Raw genomic sequence first — 22,318 nt, 5'->3', positions numbered from 1 at the left:
GTCCGGCCGGAGATCACTTGAAACCCACGGAGAAATCGTGGCCCCACAGGCTCACCGCGGTGGATTCCCGGGCGGTCCAGCTGTGGTCGTCGACTTCCAATCCTTCGCAGCCGAATTCGACGTCGAACCCACCGGGAGTCTTCATATAGAACGACAGCATCTTGTCGTTGATGTGCCGGCCCAGGGTGGCCGACATCTTCACCTTCTTGCGCATGGCCCGGTCCAGGCACAGGCCGACATCGTCGGAGTTCTCCACCTCGACCATGAGGTGGACGATGCCGGTCGGGTTGGGCAGTGGCAGGAACGCGAGCGCGTGGTGCCGCGGATTGCACCCGTAGAACCGCAGCCAGGCCGGGTCGCCGTCCTCCGGCCGGCCCACCAGCTGCGGCGGCAGGCGCATCGAATCGCGCAGCCGGAACCCGAGCACATCCTGGTAGAACGCCTGTGCCGCGGCATCGTCGTTGCAGGTCAGGACCACATGGCCCAGGCCCTGTTCGGCGGTGACGAACTTGTGGCCGTACGGGCTGACGAACCGCCGGCCGAGGTACTGGGCGCCGTAGAACGCCTCGAGGGTGTTGTCGGAAGGATCCTGGAAGCGGATCATCCCTTCGACCCGGCGCTCGGCGAGTTCCGCCTTGGTGCCTTCTTCGAAGTCGACGCCGTTCTTCTCCAGCGTCTCCCGGAGACGTTGCAGCGCGGGGCCGTCGGTGACCTCCCAGCCCGACACCAGCAGCCGGTCCTTCTCGCCCGGCACGATCACCAACCGGGCGGCGAAATCATCCATCCGGAGATAGAGCGCGTCGGGGTTGTTCCCGTCGCCCTCCATCATGCCGAGCACTTTCAATCCGTACTCGCGCCAGGCCGCCATATCGGTGGCCTCGATGCGCATGTACCCGAGTGCCTTGATACTCATTGTCATTTCTCCTTGACGCTGAGCAGGAAATCGGTGGCCAGCCGGTTGAATTCGGCGAACTTCTCCAGCTGCGCCCAGTGCCCGCACCCGCCGAATACGTGCAATTGTGCGCGCGGGATGCTCTTGAGCGCCACCAGAGCGCCGTCGAGCGGGTTCACCCGGTCCTCCCGGCCCCAGATCAGCAGCACCGGCTGGCGCAGTTTGTACGCGTCCCGCCAGAGCATGCCCTTCTCGAAATCGGCGCTCGCGAAGGATTTACCCATGGCCCGGGCGGCGGCCAGCGCCTCGGGGGTGCTCGCCGAGGCGAAACGCTCCTCGATCAGTTCCTCGGTGACCAGGGACTGGTCGAAGACCATGATCCGCAGGAACGCCTCGAGGTTCTCCCGGGTGGGTTCGTAATTGAACTTGCCCAGCAGCTTGACGCCCTCGGTGGGGTCGGGGGCGAAGAGGTTGGTGCTCAGCCCGCCCGGGCCCATCAGGATCAGTTTCCCCGCGCGATCGGGATAGTCGAGCGCGAAGCGCACCGCCGTGCCGCCGCCGAGCGAATTGCCCAGCAGGTGGACCCGATCGGTGATCTCCAGGATGTCGAGCAGATCCTTCAGCGCCGAGGAGCTGTGTACGAAGTACTGCGGATGCTCGGTCGGCTTGTCGGATTGCCCGTACCCGGGCTGATCGACCGCGATCACGTGGAAGTCGCGGGCCAGCACCGCGATGTTGCGAGAGAAGTTCGACCACGAGGACGCCCCCGGCCCGCCGCCGTGCAGCAGCACGATGGTGGGACCGTTGCCGACGCCGGCCTCGTGGTAGTGCAGTTTCAGATCCGGACGAACCTGGGCGAATCGCGAGGTGGATTCGTAGGTGAGTTCGGCGGTCGAGGTCATCACACCATCCCGTCGGAAACCGGCAGCCCGAATTCGTGCGTGCCGTACATGACGTAGGCGCGCTCGGGATCGTTGGAGGCGTGCACGCGCCCGGCGTGCGCGTCGCGCCAGAACCGCTGCAGCGGGGTGCCGTTCACCAGAGCGGTGGCACCGGAGCTCTCGAAGAGTTTGTCGATCGAGGCGATGGCCCGGCCGGTCGCGCGGACCTGGTCGCGCCGGGCGCGTACGCGCAGGTCGAACGGGATCTCCTTACCTTCGAGCAGCAGCGCGTATTCGTCGGCCACATTGCCCGACAGCTGACGCCAGGCGGCGTCGATATCGCTGGAGGCCTCGGCGATCCGCACCTTCGCGAAGGGATCATCCTTGGCCTTCTCGCCGGCGTAGGCGGCGCGCAGCCGCTTGCCCTGGTGCTCGACGTGGGCCTCGTAGGCGCCGTAGGCCATACCGACGATCGGCGCGGAGATGGTGGTGGGGTGGATGGTGCCCCACGGCATCTTGTACACGGGGTCGGTATTGCGTTCCAGGCCGGGCGATTTCAGGTCGTTCATGGTCTTGTAGCCGAGGAACCGGTGCATGGGTACGAAAACGTCCTTCACCACGAGTGTGTTCGAACCGGTGCCGCGCAGGCCGACCACGTTCCAGACGTCGTCGATCTCGTATTCGGCGCGGGGGATCAGGAAGCTGCCGAAATCGACCGGCTTGCCGTTCTTGATCACCGGTCCGCCGACGAAGGTCCAGTCGGCGTGCCCGGAGCCCGAGGACCAGGCCCACGAGCCGCTGACCCGGTAGCCGCCGTCGACCACGGTGCCGGCCCCCATGGGCGCGTAGGAGGAGGAGATCCGCACATCGGTGTTCTCGCCCCACACCTCTTCCTGCGCGTCCTGGCCGAACAGCGCCAGATGCCAGTTGTGCACGCCGATGATCCCGGCGACCCAGCCGGTAGAGCCGCAGGCGCTGGCGATCTTGCGGACGGTGTCGTAGAAGACGACCGGGTCCGCGGCGTGCCCGCCCCACTGCTTCGGCTGCAGCAACCGGAAGAAACCGGCTTCCTGCAGGTCCTTGATCGATTCCTCGGGGATCTGCCGAAGGTCTTCGGCCTCCTGTGCGCGGGCGCGCAGCGTGGGCAATAGCGCTTCGACCCGCATCGTCACTTCTCGCGTCATCTCCGGCCCTGCTCCTGCCTGGTCGTTTGCTAACCGGTAGTCATCTGCTCGGCGCAGAATTTACCTCTGAGACTAGAACAGGTTCTTGTTCATGTCGAGAACTGGTGCCGGTGGGCCGCATATATGCGACATGTGCTGGATGTGGCGTGAATGGGTGGCGTTCGGGGCGTCAGTTTTGTAACGTGTTCTAGTACAGCAGGAGGAGGATTTGCGATGGCAGCAACCACGCCGGGCGGCGGTGCGAAGGTCCGGGAGCTCGACGTCGGCTCGGTTCCCACCCGGTACGCGCGCGGATGGCATTGCCTGGGGTTGGCGCAGAATTTCCGGGACGGCAAACCGCATTCGGTGCAAGCGTTCGGCACCAAACTGGTGATCTGGGCCGACAGCGCCGACGAGTTGCACGTACTCGACGCCTACTGCCGGCATATGGGCGGCGATCTCAGCATGGGTGAGATCAAGGGCGACGATGTCGCCTGCCCGTTCCACGATTGGCGCTGGGGCGCGACCGGTAAATGCACGTCCATCCCCTACGCGCGGCGGGTCCCACCACTGGCGCGTACACGGCGCTGGACCACCCTCGAGCGCAACGGCCAGCTCTTCGTCTGGCACGACCACGAGCGCAACGAACCGCCGCCCGAGGTCACCATCCCCTATATCAAAGGTCCCTACACCGATGCCGACGGCAATCCGGTGGAGGAACTCGACAGTGGCTGGACCCAGTGGACCTGGAACTCGTTGCTGATCGAGGGTGCGAACTGCCGTGAGATCATCGACAACGTGGTGGATATGGCCCACTTCTTCTATATCCACTACGCTTTCCCCACCTTCTTCAAGAACGTTTTCGAGGGGCATGTCGCCACTCAGTTCCTGGAGACCAAGGGTCGGCCCGATATCGGGATGGGCGCCAAATACGCCGGCGATCAGCTCCTGAAATCGGAGGCCTCGTACTTCGGGCCCTCCTACATGATCAACCCCCTGGTCAACAGCTACGGCGGTTACGAGATCACGGTCAACCTGATCAACTGCCACTATCCGGTGTCGCAGGATTCGTTCATGCTGCAGTGGGGTCTGACCGTCGAGAAGCCGAAGGGCCTCGACGACGAGACCGCGCAGAACCTCGCGAAGACCATGGCCGATTTCTTCGGTGACGGCTTCCTGCAGGACGTGGAGATCTGGAAGCACAAGTCCAAGGTCGAGAACCCGTTGCTCTGCGAGGAGGACGGCCCGGTCTACCAGCTGCGGCGCTGGTACGACCAGTTCTACGTCGACGTCGCCGACGTGACCGAGAAGATGACCCAGCGGTTCGAATTCGAGGTCGACACCGCGAAGGCGAACGAGGCATGGGAAGCCGAGGTCGAAGAGAACCTGCGGCGTAAACGCGAACAAGAGGCGGCCGCGGCGGACGCCGACCAAGCGGAGGCAGGAGTCTGATATGACCCGCTGGGCAAAAGCACCCGACTTCGCCGACCAGCCCGCCCGGCAGGCCGCGGTGCGGGCCCAGACGGTCGTGGACCAGCAGCGATACCTGGAGGACGGCCTGACACCGCTGCGGTGTCAGGCCTGCGACGCCGAGGTGCGGGTCCGTAAGAGCAGCTCCCGGCAGACCTCGGTGCAGTGGGCCGAGAACCCGGCCGCCCGCTGCCCGGTTTTCGCCGAACTCAGCGCCGAGGGGTACGGGCCCGGTCGGCCGGATACCTGTGAGCGTTTGCAGAAGACCATCAAATGGGCCGTCGACGAGGGGTTGCTCGAGGTTCCGGAGTAGCCGTCCGGAGTCCTTGGATCTCCGGGGGACTTCAGGTATCACGTGGCCGTGCGTATTCTCCCGAGAATGCCATGGAATGCGTCCTCCGAGCACAGCGTCGGCCGTACCGGCCGTGGTTCGTTGCGTGGGATGCTCACACTCGATGGACACTGGGATTCCAGGGAGACGAACGAGGCGATAGCCGACGAGTTCGATAGGTCCGGCGCCGGTCACTCGTGACACCCGGGCGCCGGAAGTCCCGAATGCCGATACCGCAGGCTCGGCGAGTCGTGGATCGCGCCGAGGTAAAGGCGCCGGCGAAAGCAGATCGTACGCGGCGGCCACTCCAGATGACTGGAGTGGCCGCCGCTTCTCCGGTGTGGCGCCTGCCCGTATGGTCAGCGCCGGGAGCCGCGCTCGCGATACATGCGCCGCTGTTCCTTGGCGATACCCCGCCACGCCTTCTCGCGCTCGGCCTGGAGCCGTTTGTCCGACCGCGCTTCCATCCAGGCGTTCTCCTTGCCCAGCTTGCGATAGCTGCGCACCCGCCGTTCCGGTATCTCGCCGGATTCGACGGCCGCGCGGACGGCGCAACCCGGTTCGGCGTCGTGGGCGCAGTCGGCGAACCGGCAGCCGGTGGCGAGTTCTTCGACATCGCTGAAGGTCCGGCTGATGCCCTCGGCCGCGTCCCACAGTCCGATGCCCCGCAGTCCGGGGGTGTCGATGAGGGTGCCGCCGGTGGGTAGCGGACGCAGTTCGCGGTGCACCGTGGTGTGCCGGCCCTTCTTGTCGGCCGCGCGCACCGTATCGGTGGCGAAGACCTCCGCGCCGAGCAGTGCGTTGGCGAGTGTGGACTTACCCGCACCGGACGGTCCCAGCAGAACCACCGTGCCGCTCAGTACCGCGACCAGTACATCGAGGCCGAGTTCGGCGGTCGCGCTGACCGCCAGCACCGGGGCACCAGGCGCCACGGCACGGACCTCGTCGAGCGGTAGATCCTCGGTGGTATCCGCCTTGGTGAGCACGACCACGGGCTGGGCGCCGCTCTCCCAGACCAGGGCGAGCATCCGTTCGATGCGCCCCAGATCCACATCGCCGTCGGCGGGCGCGCAGATCAGCACGGTATCGACATTGGCGGCCAGTACCTGGCTCTCCGACCGTCCGGACGCGGCGGAACGGGCGATGGCGGTACGGCGGGGCAGCAGGGCCCGGACATGCGAACGGGCGTCCAGGCTCACCCAGTCGCCGGTGCACAGACCGCTCACCGAGGAGTCCGCGCGCGGGCAGGTGGCCCGGGCGGGCCCGGTGGGGGTCACCACATCGCATTCGCCGCGATCCATCCGGACGATACGGGCGGGGACACAATCGGCGTCGAGGAGCGGGAGGTACTGCGCGGCTACGTTTTCTGTCCAGCCGAAAGGGACGAGTGGGTCGAAGTCGACCATGAGGGAGGAAATCCTTCGTCGGGCGCCGAGCCCGACCGGGCTCAGCGAGTGGAGTTCGAGAGGGAGAACGACGGGGCGGTACGAACCGGTGCGGTTCGCCGCGCCACGGCAATCCGGGTGACCGCCACGCTCTCCACCTCCTTCACGACTCGCTGTTGCCGGTTACTTTTACACGGCGCCCGCGTCCACGCAATCCTTTTTCCGCACCGTGCGCCCCAGGGCGGCGCCACTGCCCACGAATGCTCCCGAAGACGCTGTGGTCATCTCGTTCGAGCGATCGCGTAATCGCCGAGCCCGGGTTCGAGTAGATCGAAGACCCGCCCGGCTTCCTCGACCACTCTCGCCACGATGTGCTCGGGTGAGTGCTCGAGCATCGTCAGCTCCTGCGCCCGCTGGAACAGCAGGCGGTGTGCGGCGCCCAGCTGGGCGGCCGCGGCCCGGCGGGTGAGGTCGTCGCCGGGCAGGGCCGCGGCGAGTGCGTGTTCGCGGAGTTCGTGCAGTTCGCGCAGCCGCGCGACCAGGGTCGGGCTGTCGGTGATCATGCGGCAGAAGTCCGGGCCGGAGAAACCGGCGAGGGGGTCGGAACGCCGAGCGGCGGCGAGGTATTCGGTACGGAGGGCGGCCAGGGCGGAGGTGTCCCGAGCGCGGGCGTTCACCGTATCCGCGAGCGAGGTGACGAACTCCTGGTGGATGTCGAGCGCCAGATCCTCCTTGCGCGGGAAGTAGTTGGTCACCGTCTTCTTGGCGACCCGGGCGCGCGCGGCGATATCGGCGATGGTGGTCGCCTCGAAACCGTGCTCGATGAACAGGCGGGTCGCGTGGTCGGAGATCGATCGGCGGGTCTCGCGCTTCTTGGCCTCCCGCAGGCCCATCGACTCGGTATCCATAGGCCCAAGGTACAACGAGCGCAATTTCGGGTTGACATACTTTCTGCCACGAGCATAAATTTACTATCGACGTAAGTTTCGTGTCGGGAAGAGCGGGGCAGGCCGGATCGCTCGAGCGGGCGGGACCTTCGCCATCGCAGCGGACGAACGAGCCACGCCGGTGCCCCGGCGTCGGACGAGGAAGGCAGGGCGACGTGCGCAGAATTCGCTTCACCGAGCATCCGGAGACCGTCGAGGCGCCGCGGCCGGTTCCCGGCCCCGGACAGCTACTGGTCCGGACTCGGCTCGTGGGTGTCCACCTGGGCCTGGTGCGCATGCTGCGGACCGAGCGCGTCGCCGAACCCGGCGGCGAAATGGTGGGCGTCGTGGTCGAGATCGGCTCGGGGATGCCGGAGAGCTGGCTGGGCCAAGAGGTCGGTGGGGTGGTCCTGGAAGGTGTCTACGCCGAGTACGTCCTCGCCACTCCGGCTCTGGTGACCGAGCTACCCGGCGACGTGGACACTGCCGACGCGCTCGCCGTGGTGCGCGGCGGTTTGGTAGCGCTGGGGGCGCTGCGTGCGGCCGGACCACTCGCCGGGAAGTCGGTGCTGGTCACCGCGGCGGCGAGCGGGGCCGGTCATCTGGCCGTGCAGATCGCGCGAGCGTCGGGCGCCAGGCGGGTGGTCGGTGCGGTCGGTTCGGGCGGCAAAGCCGGCTTCGTCCGCGAATGCGGCGCGGACGCGGTGGTGACCTATGACCAGCCGTGGTCCGAACGGTTCGATGTGATAGCCGACGGAGTAGGCGGTGCGCTGGTGCCGCGGGCGGTCGAAGCGCTGGCGGCATATGGACGCCTGGTGGTGTTCAGTGCGGGCGGCGGCACCGTGGAGGCGGGAAGCCTGCTCGCGAACCACAAGAGCGTCACCGGTTTCTCGATGGGCCTGCCGGCGCGCACCGAGCCGGAACGGATCGAGAGCTATCGCCGGGAGCTGTGGCAGTTGCTCGCGGACGGCGCGGTTCGTCCACGGCACACGGTCTATCCGCTGGAACGGATCGACGCCGCCCTGGCCTCGGTCGAGGCGCGCCGGAACACCGGACGCGTCGCCATCCGGATGAGCGCCACCATCGGCTGATTCGGGCCGGGACCGGCGAGAGGAGACCGGCGGCCACCGGGCCGCCGTGTTCTCAACCGGTGACCAGTGGACGCCGCGGTACGCCGAAGAGTTCGGCGTCGCCGTGGGCGCGCTTGAAGTACAGGTGCGCGTCGTGTTCCCAGGTGATGGCGATACCGCCGTGCAGCTGAATGGTTTCCGCGGCGATGGTGGAGAACGATTCGGAGCACTGCCGGCGGGCGGCCCAGACGTCCTCGGCGGCCGACGGCGCGTCCTCGGCCACCGCGAAGCCGGCGGCCAGGGCGGCCGATTTCGCCGACTCGGCGAGTACGTACATATCGGCCATCCGGTGCTTGAGGGCCTGGAAACTGCCGATGGCCCGGCCGAACTGCACCCGGGATTTGGTGTACTCGACCGTGGCCTCCAGGCAGTATTCGGCCGCGCCCACCTGTTCGGCGGCGACCGCGGCCCACGCGACGCGGTGCAGCCGTTCGATGATCGGGGCGGGGTCCGCGTCACCCAGCCGGCGCGCGGGCGTCGCGGTGAACGAGATCTCCGACAGGGCGCGGGAGGGGTCCATGGCGGCGACCCGGCGCCGCTCGACACCGTCGACGCTCGGGTCGACCTCGAACAGTCCGGTTTCGGTGACCACGATCAGAGTGTCGGCTACGGTGCCGTCGAGCACGTAGTGGGCCGTACCGTCGAGGGTTTCTCCCTCGGCCCGCACCCCGAAGTCGTCCCAGCCACGGGCCGAGGCCCAGCAGACGGCGAGGGTGCGCCGGCCCTCGGCGACCTCGGGCAGCAGCCGCGCGCAGGCCTCTTCGTCACCGGAAAGCAGTACCGCCTGCACGCCCAGTACCGCCGAGCCCAGCATCGGCACATCGGCGAGCGTCCGGCCGAGTTCGCCCACCACCAGCAGGGATTCGACCAGGCCCGCGCCGAACCCGCCGAACTCCTCGGGTACGGCCAGCGCGGCCACGCCGACCTGTTCGCACAGCTGCGCCCACAACTGTGGGTCGTAGCCCAGGTCGTTGTCCATGGCCTTACGGACGCCGGCTCGCGCGTCACGTTTGGCCAGCAGTCCCCGGACCGCCGCCACCAGCTCCTGCTGTTCCTCGCTGATCATCTTTTCTCCCGTGGTTTCGGACGGATACCGGCAGCGCAACCGTGGCGTTCTCGCCGCTGCCTGCCGGTTCTCCGGTCAGGTGAGCGCGCCGGCCGGATCCGCGGCGGGCGCGGCGCGCAGCGCCTCGGCGATCCGGCCGCGGTGCAGATCCGGGGTGCCCCAGGCGGTGCGCAGTGCGGTGACCCGGGTCAGCCACAGCGACAGGTCGTATTCGGCGGTGTAGCCGATGGCGCCGTGCACCTGCAGCGCGGCACGGGCCGCCCGGTACGCGGCGTCGGCGCAGGCGACGGCCGCGGCGGAGGTGTCACGGGCCCGGTTGGTCGTCGCGGTGGTCAGCGCGGCCCGGTACAGCAGCGGTTCGGCGAGGTCGAGCCCGATGAGGACATCGGCCAGTTTCTGTTTGACCGCCTGGAATTCACCGATCGGGCGGCCGAACTGTTTGCGCTGTTTGACGTAATCGGTCGATGCGTCGAGCAGCGCCTTGCCCGCGCCGAGCAACTGGGCCGCGTTGGCCAGGGCCCCGGCGTCGAAAGCCGCCGCGACGGCCTCGGCGGCATGCGGTCCCTCGGCGAGGAGTTCATCGGACTCGACCGTGAACAGCCGGCGTGCGGGATCCACCGAGCGCACCGATTCGCCGACGACCCGTCCCGTGCCGATCCGGTCGCCGTCGGCCACCAGGACGAGATCGACCCGGTCGGCGTCCACGGCGATCGCCCGGCCGCCCCTACCGGTGAAGGCGACGGTGGCCGACACCGTGCCCTCGGAGATCCCGGGCAACCAGCGCCGGGCCGGTTCGGGGTCTGTGCCGGCGAGCGTTTGGAGCAGCGCGGGGACGGCGGCCGCCGACTCCGCCAGCGGCCCGGGTGCCGCCGCCCGGCCGATCTCGACGAAGGCCACCACCTGGTCCAGTGGTTCGGCGTCGAGACCGCCGAACTCCTCGGTGATGGTCAGGCCGAACGCTCCCGCGGCGGCCAGCTGTTCGATCAGTGTCCGGCCGGGCGCCGGATCGCCGGAGCTCCACGCCCGCACCGCGGCGGTCGTGGAACCGGACTCGAACAGTTTGCGGATACTGGCCCCGAAGTCCTGATGCTCCGGGCTGAGCGCGAATTTCATCGGTTGCTTCCCCTCGGTAGGCCGAGGAGCCGCTCGGCGATGATGTTGCGTTGGATCTCGTTGGTGCCGGCGTAGATCGGGCCCGACAGCGAGAACAGATAGCCGTCGGTCCAGCGGCTCGCCTGTTCGGCTTCGGGTCCGAGCAGGTCCAGTGCGGTTTCGTGCATGGCGATATCGAGTTCGGACCAGAACACCTTGGTGATCGACGATTCGGCGCCGAGCTTGCCGCCCTGGTCGAGCCGCGTGACCGTCCCGAAGGTATGCAGCCGATAGGCCTCGCTGCCGAGCCAGGCGTCCACCACCGCGTCGCGGGCCGCGGTGCCGGTATCGCCGCGTTCGGTCCACAGGTCGATCAACCGCTGCGCGGTCGCGCTGAACCGGCCGGGGCTGCGCAGCGAGAGACCGCGCTCGTTGCTGGAGGTGCTCATGGCGACCCGCCAGCCCTCGTTGGGGGCGCCGATCACATCGCTGTCGGGAACGAAGACATCGTCGAGGAAGATCTCCGCGAACCCGGGCTCTCCGTCGAGCTGGGGGATCGGGCGGACGGTGACGCCGTCGGCGTCGAGCGGGAACATCAGGTAGGTGAGGCCGCGGTGCCGCTCGGCGGCGGGGTCGCTGCGGAACAGGCCGAACGCCCGGTCGGCGAACGCCGCCCGGGAACTCCAGGTCTTCTGACCGCTGAGCACCCAGCCGCCCTCGGCGCGCCGGGCGGTGGAGCGGATACCGGCCAGATCGCTACCGGCCTCCGGCTCCGACCATGCCTGGGCCCAGATATCGTCGCCGCGGGCCATCCGCGGCATGATCCGCTCCAACTGCTCCGGGGTGCCGTGCTCGAACAGGGTGGGGGCCAGCAGGAAGATACCGTTCTGACTCACCCGGCCCGGGGCGCCCGCCGCGTAGTACTCCTGCTCGAAAAGCACCCATTCGAGCAGCGACGCGTCCCGCCCACCGAACTCGCGCGGCCACGACACCACCGACAACCGGGCCTCGGCCAGGGTGCGTTCCCAGGCGCGATGGGCTTCGAAACCGGCCTCGGTGTCCATAGACGGCAGCGGTTCCGCGGGCACGTTCGCGGCCAGGAATTCGCGGACCTCCCGCTGGAATTCCCGGGTGCCTTCGTCGAGATCGAGATCCATTCAGTCTTTCCCGTCCGTGTACTTCGCGTCGGCCGTACTCGCCTGCGCTTTCATGGTCCTGGCGTTCATACCGCCCAGGGAATCCGCTCCGACCTCGGCGTTGTGCGCGTGTGCGAAATGGTGGAGTCCGAATACCGAATCCATTCCGGCCCGCATTCCCATGAGGTCCTCGGACTGGTTGACCGCTTTCTTCGTCAACGCCAGCCCGAACTGCGGCATGGCGGAGATCTTCTCGGCCAGCGCCATGGTCTCCGATTCCAGGTCGGCGCGCGGCACGACCCGGTTGACCATGCCCCACTCCTTGGCCTGCGCGGCATCGAACCGGTCGCCGGTGTACAGGAATTCCTTGGCGGCCCGGGGACCCATCACCCACGGATGGGCGAAGTATTCGACACCCGGAATCCCCATGCGCACCACGGGGTCGGAGAAGAAGGCGTCGTCGGCGGCGACGATCAGATCGCAGACCCAGGCAAGCATGAGGCCGCCCGCGATACAGGCGCCCTGCACCATGGCGATGGTCGGCTTGGGGATCTCGCGCCAGCGGCGGCACATCCCCAGGTACACCTCCAGCTCGCGGGCGAACCGCTGATCACCGCCGGGGCGGTCGATATGGTCCCACCACAGCGCGGCCTTGTTCGGGTACTTCACATGATGGTCGCGTCCGGGGGTGCCCAGGTCGTGGCCCGCGCTGAAGTGCTTCCCGTTGCCGGCCAGCACGATGACCTTGACCTCGGGGTCCTCTACCGCACGCTCGAACGCGGCGTCGATCGCGTAGGTCATCACCGAGTTCTGGGCGTTGCGGTAGCCGGGCCGGTTCAGGGTGACCACCGCGATGGCGCCGCGGCGTTCGTAGGTCACCACATCGGGTTCGTGGGGAATGCTCCCGGCGGGGTTTGCGGCAGGGCTGTCCGACATTACGAATTCTCCTCACGTAGCCGGCGTTTGAGCACCTTGCCGCCGGCGTTGTAGGGCAATTCGTCGCGGAATTCGACGAATCGCGGCACCTTGAAATTGGCCAGCACCTTGGTGGCATAGGAGAACACCTGGTCCTCGCCGATCGCGGCACCCGGTTTCCGGACGATATAGGCCTTGCCCACCTCACCCATCCGGGTATCGGGCACGCCGATCACCGCGACGACGGCGACACCGTCCAATCCGGCCAGGGCCTGTTCGATCTCGGCCGGATACACATTGAATCCGCCGCTGACGTACATGTCCTTGAGCCGGTCGGTGATCTTCAGATAGCCGCGGTCGTCGATCACGCCGATATCGCCGGTGTGCAACCAGCCGTCCGCGTCGATCGTTCTGGCGGTGCTCTCCGGGTCGTCCAGATAACCGAGCATGACGTTGGGTCCGCGCAACAGGACCTCACCCGCGTCACTGAGTTTCAGTTCGAATCCGGCCATGGGGCGGCCGCTGGTGGCGGAGATGGTCTCGGCGTCGTCGTCGACCCGGCACATGGTGCCGAACCCGGTGGATTCCGAGAGCCCGTACGCGGTGAGCACCACATCGAAGTCCAGTTCCCGGCGCATCCGCTCCACCAGGACCACCGGTACCGGCGCCGCGCCCGTGACGGCCACGCGCAGGCTCGCCAGCCGGTACCCGTCACGGTCCGGGAAATCCAGGATGGACTGGTAGATGGTGGGCGGGCCGGGCAGGACGGTGATCTCCTCCTGATCGATGAGCCGCATGGTGGTCGGTACGTCGAAAACGATCTGCGGGACCATGGTCGCCCCGGTGAGCAGGCAGGCGATGATTCCGGCCTTGTAGCCGAAGCTGTGGAAGAACGGGTTGACGATCAGATAGTTGTCGTCGCTGTTGAGCGTCGAACATTCGGTCCAGCCGCGGACCGCGGACAAGGTCTGCCGGTGTGCGATCAGGACGCCCTTGCTGCGGCCGGTGGTGCCGGAGGTGAACAGGATGTCGGACAGGTCTTCGGGGCTGATCGATTCCGCCCGCTCGCGCGCCTGCTCGCGGGTGACTCCGGCGCCGGCCGCGGCCAGTTCGGACCAGTTCAGCGCGTCCTGCACGGGCTCCTCGGTGCCTTCGACCGGGAGCACGATCACGGTGCCGATCCGCAGGTCCGGCGCGGCCGCGCGCAACTCGGCGAGCCGGTCGCGTTTGAGGAAGGTGCCCGCGATGAACAAGCCCTTGGCGTCGACCCGCCGCAGCACATCGGCCACCTCGTCGGCGACGTAGCGGGTATTGAGCGGGACCAGTGTCGCGCCGGCGTAGTGGGCGCCGAGTGCGGCGATAACCCAGTGATGGGTATTGGGCGACCAGATGCCCACGCGGTCACCGGTCCGGATGCCGCGGGCGAGCAGGGCGCGTGCCACGTCCTGGACCTGTTCGAGCAATTGGATCCAGTCGAGCCGGACCGGTCCGTCGGCCAGCGCGGGCGCGGCGCCGTAGTTCTGGGCGGCGGCGTGCAGGGCCAGCGGAGTGGTGCGGTCCGTCGGTGGGGAGTGCGCAGGGGGTGTCACGGGTGTCCTCGATGTCGTGCGGCCGTGGGTGGGTGCGCGGTCTGCGAGTTGCGGTCTACAAAGCAAGTGCTTGGTAGGTTATCCTACCGGCGTGGGTGCTATCCAGACCTCAGAATCCGGTACCGGTCGCGACGGCGGACGGCAATCGGCCGAACACGCCGCCAGAGCGCGGCCTACGGCCGAACGGACCAGCGTGGCCGCCCTGAGCGATGGCGAATTCGCCGAGCAGGTGCGGAGCTGGCTCGACGAGCAGCTCAACGGTGAATTCCGGGAACTGCGCGGGCTGGGCGGCCCCGGCCGCGAACACGAGGCCTTCGACGAACGCCTGGAATGGGACCGCGCGCTGGCCGCCGCGGGCTGGACCTGCCTGGGCTGGCCGGTGGAATACGGCGGGCGCGACGCGAGCGTCGCGCAGCAGATCATCTTCCACGAGGAGTACGCGAAGGCGAACGCGCCCGCGCGGGTCTCGCACGTGGGTGAGGAACTACTCGGCCCGACCCTGCTGGCCTTCGGCACCGACGCCCAGCGCGACCGTTTCCTGCCGGGAATCCGCACCGTCACCGAACTGTGGTGCCAGGGCTACTCGGAACCGGGCGCCGGCTCCGATCTCGCCGCTGTCTCGACCTCCGCCCGCCTGGACGGCGACCAGTGGTCGATCAACGGGCAGAAGATCTGGACCTCGCTGGCGCATGTGGCCGACTGGTGCTTCGCGGTCTGCCGCACCGAACCGGGCTCGAAACGCCACAAAGGCCTCTCGTATCTGCTGGTGCCGATGGATCAGCCCGGTATCGAGGTCCGGCCGATCGTGCAGCTCACCGGCACCTCCGAATTCAACGAGGTGTTCTTCGACAACGCGCGCACCGATGCCGACCTGGTCGTGGGCGAACCGGGCGACGGCTGGCGGGTCGCGATGGGCACGCTGAACGTCGAACGCGGTATCTCCACGCTCGGCCAGCAGATCCGCTTCGCCCGGGAACTCGCGGCGATCGAGAACCTGGCCCGCGAGTCCGGCGCCCTCGACGATCCGCTGCTGGCGGAGAAGATAGATCGTGCCTGGGTGGGGCTGCGGGTGCTGCGCGCCCACGCGCTGCGCACCATGGCCGAGACCGCCGACGACGGCGGCCAGGCCTCGGTGGGCAAACTGCTCTGGGCCAATTGGCATCGCGGGCTCGGCGAACTCGCCATGGCGGTGCGCGGCGCCGCCGGACTCGTCGCCGCGGACGGTGATCTCGACGAATGGCAGCGGCTGTATCTGTTCACCCGCGCCGACACGATCTACGGAGGTTCGAACGAAGTGCAGCGCAACATCATCTCCGAGCGGGTGCTCGGTCTCCCTCGTGAGGCCCGGCAGTGAGCGGGCCGCTGTCGGTCGCGCCCCCGCAGACTCCGGCGCACAACCTGCTCACCGGCCGCCGGGCCGTGGTCACCGCGGCCGCCGGTACCGGGATCGGATCCGCGACGGCCCGCCGGCTGCTCGCCGAAGGCGCCGATGTGGTGGTCTCGGATTGGCACGAACGGCGGCTGGAGGCCACGCGTGCCGAATTGTCCGCGGAGTTCACCGACCGCAAGGTCGCCGCGATCGCCTGTGATGTCACCAGCACCGGACAGGTCGACGAACTGGTCCGTGGGGCGGCCGCGGCGCTGGGCGGCGTCGATATCTTCGTCAACAACGCCGGCCTCGGCGGCGAGACGCCGGTGGTCGATATGACCGACGAAGAGTGGGACCGCGTCCTCGACATCACCCTCAACGGCACCTTCCGCTGCACCCGGGCCGCGCTGAAGTACTTCCGCGACGCGAAACACGGCGGTGTGATCGTCAACAATGCGAGCGTGCTCGGTTGGCGGGCTCAGTACGGTCAGGCGCACTACGCCGCCGCGAAGGCCGGTGTGATGGCGTTGACCAGGTGCAGCGCGGTCGAGGCGGCCGAGCTGGGCGTCCGGATCAACGCGGTGTCGCCGAGCATCGCCCGGCACGCGTTCCTGGACAAGACCAGCTCCAGCGAACTGCTCGACCGGCTCTCCGAGCGCGAGGCCTTCGGCCGGGCGGCCGAACCGTGGGAGGTCGCGGCCACCATCGCGATGCTCGCCAGCGACTACACCACCTACCTCACCGGCGAGGTGGTCTCGATCAGCAGCCAGCGCGCCTGAGGGGAACCCGTGCGCGCGGTGTCGCCCGAGGCCACTTCGGTATCGGCCGATGATCGTGCCGGCGCCGGTGGGGGATTCGTGCGCCGGGGTCGGTACAGCCGGGCGCGGTGCTGTGCCCGCAAGGGGTTCGCGTGTCCCACGGAGGCCTGGATGAGCGGGTCAGACGCGGGTGAGCGCGAAGATACGCAGGTCCCGGTCGGTGCGGTGCCGGTAGGTGGCGTACGCGCCGGTGATCTCGACGAAACGCTGGAAGATGGATTCCGCCGCGGCACCCTCGACCGGGGTGGCGGTGACCGGAATGCGTTCTCCCGCGATGGCCACGGTCGCGCTCGGTTCGGCGAGGAGGTTGGCCGTCCAGGCCGGGTGGCGGGCGCCACCGAAGTTGCTGCCGATGACGTAGAGGGTGGCACCGTCGTGCACGCACAGCAGCGGCTGGGTGCGCGGCTGTCCCGATCGGCGACCCGTGGTGGTCAACAGGATCACCGGTGCCCCGATCGGCCCGAGCGCGGTGTAGCGGGCGCCGGTGCGTTCGAGTACCCGGCGGTCCAGCGGGGTGAGGGCCCGGACCAGCCAAGAGCCGAACTTCGTGCCGGCGAACCTGTCTGCCGCACGGGCCAGCGGGCTCTCCGGGGAACCCCACTGGCGGTGCGGGAACGGCGTCGTCATCCGGCGAATATACCGACGGCCCCGGTGCGCCCTCCGGTATGTGCCGGGCACGGCCCCGCTGACCTACGACTCGCGGCGATCGGCAGTTTTCCGATTCGGTCGCCGGAATTCGGTATCCGGCGGAACCGGTTCCCGATACCGGCCGTCCAAATAATCGGAAGCAGTGCGGAATTCGTATCTCTTCCGCGACGTGGGCCCGAGGGGTCCGGCTCCGACAGGGAGGGGGGAGCCGGAAACCTCGGGTCCGCCGGTCGCGCACGGCCCATGGACCAAGCAAATGCTTGGTTGTATCATGGCGGGGTGACCGCACCCGACCCCTCGAAATCGGCCCGGCGAACCGAACTACTCGATATGGCGGCAGAACTGTTCGCCGAACGGGGGGTGCGCGCCACCACGGTGCGTGATATCGCCGACGCGGCGGGCATCCTCTCCGGCAGCCTGTACCACCACTTCTCCTCGAAAGAGGGGATGGTGGACGAGATCCTGCGCGGATTCCTCGACGAGCTGTTCGGACGCTACCGCGAGATCGTCGCCGCCGGGCCGAATTCGCGTGCCACGCTGGAAGCCCTGGTGCTGGCCTCCTACGAGGCCTTCGACCGATCCCATGCGGCGGTCGCCATCTACCAGTCCGAGGCCAAACGCCTGCTGGCCGCCGAACGTTTCGCCTACATCGACGACTACAACCGCGAATTCCGTGAGCTCTGGCGCCGCGTCCTCACCAGCGGCGTCGCCGACGGCAGCTTCCGCCCCGAACTCGATATCGACCTGGCCTACCGCTTCCTGCGCGACACGGTCTGGGTCGCGGTCCGCTGGTACCGGCCCGGCGGCGGGTCGATCACCGTCGACACGCTCGCCAAGCAGTACCTCACCATCGTGCTCGACGGGCTCACCGTGCCGGGCCACACCGATTAGGAGAAATTCCATGGCAACAGCTGCCCGCCGCCCCTATGCACCGTTGCGTGAGGCGTATGTGATCGATGCGGTGCGAACCCCGGTCGGGAAGCGCGGTGGTGCGCTGGCGGAGGTCCATCCGGCCGATCTCGGCGCGGCCGCGTTGCAGGGCCTGCTCGGCCGCAATTCGATCGACCCCGCCCGGGTCGACGATGTGATCGTCGGCTGCGTCGACAATGTCGGCCCGCAGGCCGGCAATATCGGCCGGACGATATGGCTGACCGCCGGATATCCGGAAGAGGTCCCCGGCGTCACCGTGGACCGGCAGTGCGGGTCCAGCCAGCAGGCCATCAACTTCGGCGCCCAGGCCATCATGAGCGGTACCGCCGAGGTCATCGTGGCCGGCGGGGTGCAGAACATGAGCGCTGTCCCGATCTCCGCGGCCATGATCGCCGGCAAGGAGTACGGCTTCGATTCGCCGTTCGTCGGCGCCAAGGGCTGGGATCACCGCTACGGTACCGGCGAGGTCTCGCAGTTCCGCGGCGCGCAGTTGATCGCCGAGAAGTGGGGGATCACCCGCGAGGAGATGGAGCAGTGGGCGCTGCGCAGCCACGAGCGCGCCCGCGCCGCCATCAAAGCGGGCCGGTTCGACAACGAGATCGTGCCGGTGGGGGATTTCTGGATCGACCAGGGTCCGCGCGAGACCAGCCTGGAGAAGATGGCCTCGCTGCCCGCGCTGGAAGAGGGCAGCCCGCTGACCGCCGCGGTCGCCTCGCAGATCTCCGACGGCGCCAGCGCCACCCTGCTCGCCTCGGAGTGGGCGGTCGAGGAATACGGTCTCACCCCGCGTGCCCGCATCATCCATGTCAGCGCCCGCGGCGCCGACCCGCTGTACATGCTCACCGCGCCGATCCCCGCCACCAGGTGGGCGCTGGAGAAGATCGGCCTGACGATCGACGATATCGACGTGGTCGAGATCAACGAGGCCTTCGCCCCCGTGGTGCTGGCCTGGTTGAAAGAGACCGGCGCCGACCCGGAAAAGGTGAACGTGAACGGCGGCGCGATCGCACTGGGCCATCCGCTCGGCGCGACCGGCGCGAAACTCTTCGCCACCCTGCTGAACGAACTGGAGCGGATCAACGGCCGCTACGGCCTGCTCACCATCTGCGAGGGCGGCGGCACCGCCAACGCCACCATCATCGAGCGGCTCGACCGCTGACGATGTGGTGGCGGCAAGGCCGCCACCACATCGTCTCTGTCAGTGGGCCCCGGACCGGCACGTTGGCCCAGCCGGCGACATCGGTGACCGTGGCCCGGCGCAGACCTGCCCGGTCCACGGTGTACTCGGGCATCACGTCGAGCAGTGCGTCCAGTGCGATCCGGCCTTCCAATCGGGCGCGGCACCCAGGCAACCGTGGATGCCGACCTTCCTCGCGCAGTTGCGGCATGTGGCGGGTATCCCATCGGACGGCCTGGAAATAGATAGTTAGCCTATGTAATAATATTTGGGTGCAGTCGAACCCGGTGACCGATGTGGACGACACCGTCGTCGATCTACTGGTCACCGCGGGTCGGCTCACGCGCGCGGCGGGAATGCTCAGCGTCGACGACCTGCCGCGTGCCACCGTGCGCGCACTGGCAGTGCTCGAGGAACACGGTTCGCTGCGGGTCAGCGAATTCGCTCGAATCGATCGCACGTCGCAACCCACGGCGACCGCGCTCATCGCCCGCCTGGTGGGGGAGGGATACGCCTCCCGGCACCGTGACCCGGACGATTCGCGCGCGGTCGTCGTCCAACTCACACCGGCCGGGCGTGCCCGGCTCGCCGCCACCCGCGCCTCCATGCGCGAGGCGCTGTCCGGCCCGCTACCCGGCTTCGACGCCGAACGCTTGACCGGACTCGCAGCCGAGCTACGGGAGCTGCTGGCGGCGATCCGGGAATCGGCCGGGCACCACACGCAATCGAGGAAAGACCGATGAGCACCACGACCAGGACGGCCACCGAGCCGGACAGTACAAGCGCGTCAGGCCCGCGGGCGGTAGCGCAGCGTGACCACGCAGGGCCCGGGCAGCCGAAGGCGGTCTGGGCCGTCGCCTTCGCAAGCGTTATCGCGTTCATGGGCATCGGCCTGGTCGATCCGATTCTCAAACCCATCGGTGAACAGCTCCACGCGTCGCCGTCGCAGGTATCGCTGCTGTTCACCAGCTATATGCTCGTCACCGGTGTCGCCATGCTGGTCACGGGCGTGGTCTCCAGCCGGTTCGGCGCGAAGAAGACGCTGCTCGCCGGCCTCGCGCTGATCATCGTGTTCGCGGCCCTGGCCGGTATGTCGGGGACGGTCGACCAGATCGTCGGCTTCCGCGCGGGCTGGGGGCTCGGGAACGCTCTGTTCATCGCGACCGCGCTGGCCACCATTGTCGGTGCCGCCAGCGGCGGGGTCGCGCGCGCGATCATCCTCTACGAGGCGGCGCTGGGTATCGGTATCGCCACCGGGCCGCTGCTGGGCGGCGTGCTCGGCGGGATCAGCTGGCGCGGGCCGTTCTTCGGTGTGTCCGTGCTGATGGCCGTCGCCTTCATCGGGATCGTCGTGCTGCTGCCCGAGGGGCCGAAAGCCGCGAAACCGACCTCACTGGCCGCGCCGTTCAAGGCGCTGCGCCACCGCGGCCTGCTGGTCGTGAGCATTACGGCGCTGCTGTACAACTTCGGTTTCTTCACCCTGCTCGCCTACACCCCGTTCCCGCTGGACATGGGCACCTACGCGATCGGCTTCATCTTCTGCGGCTGGGGCATCCTGCTCGCCGTGGCCTCGGTCTTCTTCGCGCCCAAACTGCAGCACCGTTTCGGCACGCTGCCCATGATCGCGGTGGCGGTCGGGCTGTTCGCCGCGGATCTGGCGGTGATGGCATTGTTCGCCGAGCACAAGCCGGTGCTGATCGCCGGCGTCGTCCTCGCGGGTCTGTTCCTCGGCGTCAACAACACGCTGATCACCGAGGCCGTGATGATCTCCGCCCCGGTGGAACGCTCGACCGCGTCGGCGGCCTACAGCTTCGTCCGCTTCGCGGGCGGCGCCGCCGCACCGTGGCTGGCAGGCAAACTCGGTGAGACCAGCGTTTCGCTGCCGTTCTGGGTGGGCGCTGTCTGCACCGCCGTCGGTGTGGTGGTGCTGCTGGCCGGCCGCTCGGCACTGGCCCATATCGACGACCACCACCCCGCTCCCCACAGTGTGGAGGAAGCGCAGGCGGTCACGGTCGGTGACTGACCTCCACAAGAGGTCTTCCGCGGGCCCCGCCGACAGGCGGGGCCCGCTCTTTTCGTGACCATCCGGACAACCTACCCGGCGTAGGGTCGGGGAGTATGACCGAAGCACAGCGAGACGAGGTCCGGGTCGAGACGATTCAGAAGCGCGTGCGGGTCTACCTCGGCGGACATCTGGTCGCCGATACCGTCCGCCCCGCGCTGGTCTGGGAGAACCCGTATTACCCGGCCTACTACATTCCGGTCGGCGATCTGCGCGCGAAACTCGAGTTCGACGGCAGCACACGCACCTCGGCCCGCTTCGGGGAGGCGACCGGTTACAACGTCGTCGTGGACGGCACCACGGCCGCCGACGCCGCACTGCGCTACGCGGATCCGCCGTTGCACGAGCTGGTGCGGTTGGACTGGGACGCGATGGACGAATGGTTCGAGGAGGACGAGCCGATCTACGTCCACCCGCGTAACCCGTACTCGCGCGTGGATATCCTGGCGAGCTCCCGGCATGTGCGGGTGGAACTCGACGGTGTGACCGTGGCCGATTCGCGGTCCCCGCGGATCCTGTTCGAAACCGGGCTGCCCGCCCGTTTCTACCTGCCGCTCACCGATATCAGAATGGACCTGCTGCGGCCGTCGGACACCCACACCAGCTGTCCGTACAAGGGCAATGCCGACTACTGGAACATCCGCGTCGGCGAGACCGAGCATCCGGATCTGGTGTGGATCTACCGGACCCCGACCCCGGAGAGCCAGAAGATCGCGGGGCTGGCCTGTTTCTACAACGAGAAGGTCGATATCTATATCGACGGTGAGTTGCAGGAGCGGCCGCGGAGTCCGTTCGGCTGAGAAAGTGTTGGGGAACCCGGCGGTGTAAGGGCGTGTCGCTCATGCTATTCGGGGTGTTGGGTCGATGATGTCGGCTGGTGTGCCCGTGTTCGTGTAAGCCTGCCTATGACTCGTCGTTGACCGATGACCAGTGGGTGGTGATCGAACCGCTGCTACCGGCCGCCCCGAGCCGGAGCCTGGGTGGCCGGCCCCGGGTGCATTCACGGCGTCTGTTGGTCGACACTGTCTTGTATGTGCTGGTCACCGGGTGTGCGTGGCGGTTGGTGCCCCACGATCTGGCGCCGTGGAACACCGCCTACAAGGTGTTCGCGGCCTGGACCGCTGATGGCACGTGGGCGCGGGTGCACGAGGAATTGCGTGGCCGGGTCCGTGAGCAGGACTGCCGTGACCCGCAGCCGTCGGCGGCGGTGCTGGACTCCCAATCGGTGCGTAGTCATCAAGGGGGTGAGCAGATCGGCTACGACGCCGGCAAGCGGGTGCGGGGCCGTAAACGGCATCTGCTCGTCGATACCGGTGGGTTGCTTTTGCGTGGGCTGGT

Annotated in this window: 22 protein-coding genes; 11 read left to right on the top strand and 11 right to left on the bottom strand. The window is 68.0% G+C overall.

What is annotated here, in order from left to right; genetic code table 11:
- Nucleotides 1-13: 13 nt before the first annotated feature.
- From hsaC to hsaA, 3 genes are read right to left on the bottom strand one after another with little or no spacing between them, the layout of a single operon-like run.
- A complete protein-coding gene (gene hsaC / locus ACLML9_RS18300) occupies nt 14-913 on the bottom strand; it encodes an iron-dependent extradiol dioxygenase HsaC (protein ID WP_411946667.1) in 900 nt (299 codons plus the stop codon).
- Between the two features lie 2 nt (nt 914-915).
- Nucleotides 916-1,794, bottom strand: coding sequence for a 4,5:9,10-diseco-3-hydroxy-5,9,17-trioxoandrosta-1(10),2-diene-4-oate hydrolase (hsaD, locus tag ACLML9_RS18295; protein ID WP_411946666.1), 879 nt, complete (start codon nt 1,792-1,794; stop codon nt 916-918).
- Nucleotides 1,794-2,957, bottom strand: a complete 1,164-nt coding sequence (hsaA, locus tag ACLML9_RS18290) for a 3-hydroxy-9,10-secoandrosta-1,3,5(10)-triene-9,17-dione monooxygenase oxygenase subunit (RefSeq protein WP_411946665.1) — start codon at nt 2,955-2,957, stop codon at nt 1,794-1,796. Before hsaA ends, hsaD begins: the two co-directional genes overlap by 1 nt.
- Nucleotides 2,958-3,170: 213 nt before the next feature.
- On the opposite strand from hsaA, the gene ACLML9_RS18285 reads away from it, so the two are divergent.
- Both ACLML9_RS18285 and ACLML9_RS18280 read left to right on the top strand, forming a co-directional pair.
- Nucleotides 3,171-4,388: a Rieske 2Fe-2S domain-containing protein gene (locus ACLML9_RS18285; RefSeq protein WP_411946664.1), complete on the top strand. Its 1,218-nt coding sequence runs from the start codon at nt 3,171-3,173 to the stop codon at nt 4,386-4,388.
- A gap of 1 nt (nt 4,389) precedes the next feature.
- Nucleotides 4,390-4,719, top strand: a complete 330-nt coding sequence (locus ACLML9_RS18280) for a hypothetical protein (RefSeq protein WP_411946663.1) — start codon at nt 4,390-4,392, stop codon at nt 4,717-4,719.
- A 377-nt stretch (nt 4,720-5,096) separates the two neighbouring features.
- Here ACLML9_RS18280 and rsgA read toward each other — a convergent pair whose 3' ends face one another.
- Both rsgA and ACLML9_RS18270 read right to left on the bottom strand, forming a co-directional pair.
- Nucleotides 5,097-6,143 carry a ribosome small subunit-dependent GTPase A gene (gene rsgA / locus ACLML9_RS18275; protein ID WP_411946662.1) on the bottom strand — a complete coding sequence of 349 codons (1,047 nt, stop codon included), beginning with the start codon at nt 6,141-6,143 and terminating at the stop codon, nt 5,097-5,099.
- A gap of 260 nt (nt 6,144-6,403) precedes the next feature.
- Complete coding sequence (locus tag ACLML9_RS18270) at nt 6,404-7,030, bottom strand: TetR/AcrR family transcriptional regulator (protein ID WP_411946661.1); 627 nt, start codon at nt 7,028-7,030, stop codon at nt 6,404-6,406.
- Between the two features lie 194 nt (nt 7,031-7,224).
- Here ACLML9_RS18270 and ACLML9_RS18265 point away from each other — a divergent pair, with 194 nt between their 5' ends.
- Complete coding sequence (locus ACLML9_RS18265) at nt 7,225-8,139, top strand: quinone oxidoreductase family protein (protein ID WP_411946660.1); 915 nt, start codon at nt 7,225-7,227, stop codon at nt 8,137-8,139.
- Between the two features lie 52 nt (nt 8,140-8,191).
- On the opposite strand, the gene ACLML9_RS18260 is transcribed toward ACLML9_RS18265, so the two are convergent.
- From ACLML9_RS18260 to ACLML9_RS18240, 5 genes are all read right to left on the bottom strand, one after another.
- Nucleotides 8,192-9,244: an acyl-CoA dehydrogenase family protein gene (locus tag ACLML9_RS18260; protein ID WP_411946659.1), complete on the bottom strand. Its 1,053-nt coding sequence runs from the start codon at nt 9,242-9,244 to the stop codon at nt 8,192-8,194.
- A 75-nt stretch (nt 9,245-9,319) separates the two neighbouring features.
- Nucleotides 9,320-10,357 (bottom strand): acyl-CoA dehydrogenase family protein, encoded by a 1,038-nt coding sequence (locus ACLML9_RS18255; RefSeq protein WP_411946658.1) that lies wholly within the window; start codon nt 10,355-10,357, stop codon nt 9,320-9,322.
- Nucleotides 10,354-11,493, bottom strand: a complete 1,140-nt coding sequence (locus ACLML9_RS18250) for an acyl-CoA dehydrogenase family protein (protein ID WP_030522943.1) — start codon at nt 11,491-11,493, stop codon at nt 10,354-10,356. Before ACLML9_RS18250 ends, ACLML9_RS18255 begins: the two co-directional genes overlap by 4 nt.
- Nucleotides 11,494-12,408 (bottom strand): enoyl-CoA hydratase, encoded by a 915-nt coding sequence (locus ACLML9_RS18245; RefSeq protein WP_411946657.1) that lies wholly within the window; start codon nt 12,406-12,408, stop codon nt 11,494-11,496.
- Nucleotides 12,408-13,976, bottom strand: coding sequence for a FadD3 family acyl-CoA ligase (locus ACLML9_RS18240; RefSeq protein ID WP_411946656.1), 1,569 nt, complete (start codon nt 13,974-13,976; stop codon nt 12,408-12,410). Before ACLML9_RS18240 ends, ACLML9_RS18245 begins: the two co-directional genes overlap by 1 nt.
- A 193-nt stretch (nt 13,977-14,169) precedes the next feature.
- Here ACLML9_RS18240 and ACLML9_RS18235 point away from each other — a divergent pair, with 193 nt between their 5' ends.
- Nucleotides 14,170-15,330 (top strand): acyl-CoA dehydrogenase family protein, encoded by a 1,161-nt coding sequence (locus tag ACLML9_RS18235; protein WP_411946669.1) that lies wholly within the window; start codon nt 14,170-14,172, stop codon nt 15,328-15,330.
- Nucleotides 15,327-16,124, top strand: a complete 798-nt coding sequence (locus ACLML9_RS18230; RefSeq protein WP_411946655.1) for an SDR family oxidoreductase — start codon at nt 15,327-15,329, stop codon at nt 16,122-16,124. The genes ACLML9_RS18235 and ACLML9_RS18230 overlap by 4 nt, the downstream gene beginning before the upstream one ends.
- Before the next feature lie 159 nt (nt 16,125-16,283).
- Here ACLML9_RS18230 and ACLML9_RS18225 read toward each other — a convergent pair whose 3' ends face one another.
- Nucleotides 16,284-16,790 carry a nitroreductase/quinone reductase family protein gene (locus ACLML9_RS18225; protein WP_411946654.1) on the bottom strand — a complete coding sequence of 169 codons (507 nt, stop codon included), beginning with the start codon at nt 16,788-16,790 and terminating at the stop codon, nt 16,284-16,286.
- A 264-nt stretch (nt 16,791-17,054) separates the two neighbouring features.
- Here ACLML9_RS18225 and ACLML9_RS18220 point away from each other — a divergent pair, with 264 nt between their 5' ends.
- The 6 genes from ACLML9_RS18220 to ACLML9_RS18195 all read left to right on the top strand — a co-directional run.
- Nucleotides 17,055-17,702 (top strand): TetR/AcrR family transcriptional regulator, encoded by a 648-nt coding sequence (locus tag ACLML9_RS18220; protein ID WP_411946653.1) that lies wholly within the window; start codon nt 17,055-17,057, stop codon nt 17,700-17,702.
- Between the two features lie 43 nt (nt 17,703-17,745).
- Complete coding sequence (locus ACLML9_RS18215; protein WP_411946668.1) at nt 17,746-18,900, top strand: acetyl-CoA C-acetyltransferase; 1,155 nt, start codon at nt 17,746-17,748, stop codon at nt 18,898-18,900.
- Nucleotides 18,901-19,190: 290 nt separating this feature from the next.
- Nucleotides 19,191-19,661: a MarR family winged helix-turn-helix transcriptional regulator gene (locus ACLML9_RS18210; protein ID WP_411946652.1), complete on the top strand. Its 471-nt coding sequence runs from the start codon at nt 19,191-19,193 to the stop codon at nt 19,659-19,661.
- Nucleotides 19,658-20,941, top strand: coding sequence for an MFS transporter (locus ACLML9_RS18205; protein ID WP_411946651.1), 1,284 nt, complete (start codon nt 19,658-19,660; stop codon nt 20,939-20,941). The genes ACLML9_RS18210 and ACLML9_RS18205 overlap by 4 nt, the downstream gene beginning before the upstream one ends.
- Nucleotides 20,942-21,036: 95 nt before the next feature.
- Nucleotides 21,037-21,780 (top strand): DUF427 domain-containing protein, encoded by a 744-nt coding sequence (locus ACLML9_RS18200; RefSeq protein WP_411946650.1) that lies wholly within the window; start codon nt 21,037-21,039, stop codon nt 21,778-21,780.
- Between the two features lie 116 nt (nt 21,781-21,896).
- Nucleotides 21,897-22,318: IS5 family transposase (locus ACLML9_RS18195; protein ID WP_411946649.1), on the top strand; the 422-nt coding region annotated here is incomplete at its 3' end.

The sequence above is a fragment of the Nocardia sp. NPDC002869 genome, from assembly GCF_046764065.1.
Taxonomy (GTDB): Bacteria; Actinomycetota; Actinomycetes; order Mycobacteriales; family Mycobacteriaceae; genus Nocardia; species Nocardia rhamnosiphila.
The sequence above is the reverse complement of the archived record's forward strand: the minus strand, read 5'-3'. Positions and strand labels throughout refer to the sequence as shown.